The following is a 1,773-nucleotide window of genomic DNA, read 5'->3' as shown; positions in this document are numbered from 1 at the left end:
GCGGCGCACGCATCACCTGGATGTTCACGACCGAAAAGGCCCGGGCCAAAATGAGCCGCGCCTATCCTAAACTCGCCCCTCTCGAGCCACTCGCCAAAGGGTCATAATCACTGTGCCGAGGATCTAGTCGGCATCCCACACGATCGCTTCACAGGATTTCCCGTCAACGGCGCAAAAGGCGTGGCACGAGGCCTGCATGCATTCGTGATCGTGCAAGGGCGATCTGAATTAATCCCGCGGCGGGCTTCTTACCAGCCACGAGCCTTTAGGCTTGCCCCTCACCACATTGCGAGTTGCCGGAGCATACAAACGGCGCGAAGCTCGCCAGGTCAGTTCGGAGGGCCTCGCTATGAGGAAGTTCACCCTTGCCATCGCCGTCGCGGCCGGTTTCGCTGCCACCCCAGTCCTCGCCTGTCCGATGCACCAGGCCGCAGCCCAAACCATGGGTTCGACCGCAGCGGTCAGTCCGATGATGTGCGCCACGCCGACGGCTACAGCCCAAGCCCAGCAACCGGGCCAGATGACCCAGCCCACAGCGCCGGGTCAGTCCACGGGCAGCATGTGCCCGTGCTGTCGGAACATGGCCATGATGCAGCCCCAGCCCGGACAACCCGGCGGCATGCAGGACATTCCTGGGATGCGGAGCATGCCCGACATGCAGCAGGGCGCGCCCACAAGTCCTCCGGCATCGTCCCCGGCTCCGGAAACGCCCAGGCCAAACTGATCACCTTGCATCACACTGATCACCTTGGATGTTGTCACGCCGGACCACGCCCATCGATTGGCCAAACCGTGTGGTCATGGCGGATCCTGTGAGCACGGGCATGGCGCAAAGGGTCTCCACCGAAGACCCGCGCCATAAGGCCCTGAGATGCCTTGATGGTGTTTGCGGCGATCGAGGAATTCCTAGGAATGGAGCGTGGTCGAGGCCGACCCAGGGAGCCCGTTCCGCATCCCTTGCCATCCACTGAAGGGAGCTAGCCGGCACACTTCAGCCACAGTATGGGCCCATGTTTTCCGACGGCGGAGGGTGCCCCGATGGGCAACCGACGGAAAATCCTCACCACAGCCCTTATGGCCGTCCTTACCGGGCCGGCCATCGCGGGCCCGTTCGACAGGACGCCCCGCGCTGTCGGCATCGCGGTGAACGGCAGGCTCCGGCTGGCCGGGCTCGATCTGCAATTCGAACTGGACCGGTGCGAGGGACGCGAGCGGATCGAATGCCGTTTCTCGTCAGCGCGCACCTCCCTTGTCGCCACGGGTCGGGCAGAACCGCCCCGAACAGGAGAAATCACGATTGCATCGGACCTCCTGGCAACCGATGCCGCGGGCGACGTTCATGACCATGTCGCGGAAGCCATGTCGGCACTGGGAGCAACGATGGAAATCTTTGACGCCAAACTGCAACCTGGCCGGAGATCCAGGCTGCTCGCGGACTTGCCTGGGACGGCCCTGCGCGATGGGCAGAGCGAAGGCGACGGCATCGCGGCCCACTATTCGTTGGCCTTCGACCAGGGGGCGGATGGCATGCTTACGATCACGATCGTGCCCAAACGATAAGGCCTCACGAGCCGCGAAGCCGGCAGGGTCCCATTTCAGTCGAACGAACGTGATTTTCCGGAGAAGCCATCATCGTGCTGCGTACCGGAATGCGGCATCGCCCTCGAAATCGTCCGCAGGACAAATGCCCGATCAGGATCGGTTCCCGTCCGAGCGTCGGCTGGCTGGTCTCGGCACGGCATAGAGTTCCAGGCGATGGCGGACGAGGCGGTA

Annotated in this window: 2 protein-coding genes; both read left to right on the top strand. The window is 63.6% G+C overall.

Annotated features, from left to right (window positions below; all coding sequences use genetic code 11):
* The first annotated feature begins 349 nt into the window (after positions 1–349).
* Positions 350–724, top strand: a complete 375-nt coding sequence (locus FS320_RS42765) for a hypothetical protein (RefSeq protein ID WP_152718570.1) — start codon at positions 350–352, stop codon at positions 722–724.
* 314 nt (positions 725–1,038) lie between these two features.
* Complete coding sequence (locus FS320_RS42760) at positions 1,039–1,560, top strand: hypothetical protein (RefSeq protein ID WP_152718569.1); 522 nt, start codon at positions 1,039–1,041, stop codon at positions 1,558–1,560.
* The last annotated feature ends 213 nt before the right edge of the window (positions 1,561–1,773 follow it).

This window comes from Microvirga tunisiensis (genome assembly GCF_009296175.1).
Lineage (GTDB): Bacteria > Pseudomonadota > Alphaproteobacteria > Rhizobiales > Beijerinckiaceae > Microvirga > Microvirga tunisiensis.
Note: the sequence above shows the minus strand (reverse complement) of the source record. Positions and strands in the feature narration are given on the sequence as shown.

Excerpts from the sequence above, each read along its gene's own strand:
- FS320_RS42765 (WP_152718570.1), top strand. The coding sequence starts at position 350 with ATGAGGAAGTTCACCCTTGCCATCGCCGTCGCGGCCGGTTTCGCTGCC.
- FS320_RS42760 (WP_152718569.1), top strand. The coding sequence starts at position 1,039 with ATGGGCAACCGACGGAAAATCCTCACCACAGCCCTTATGGCCGTCCTT.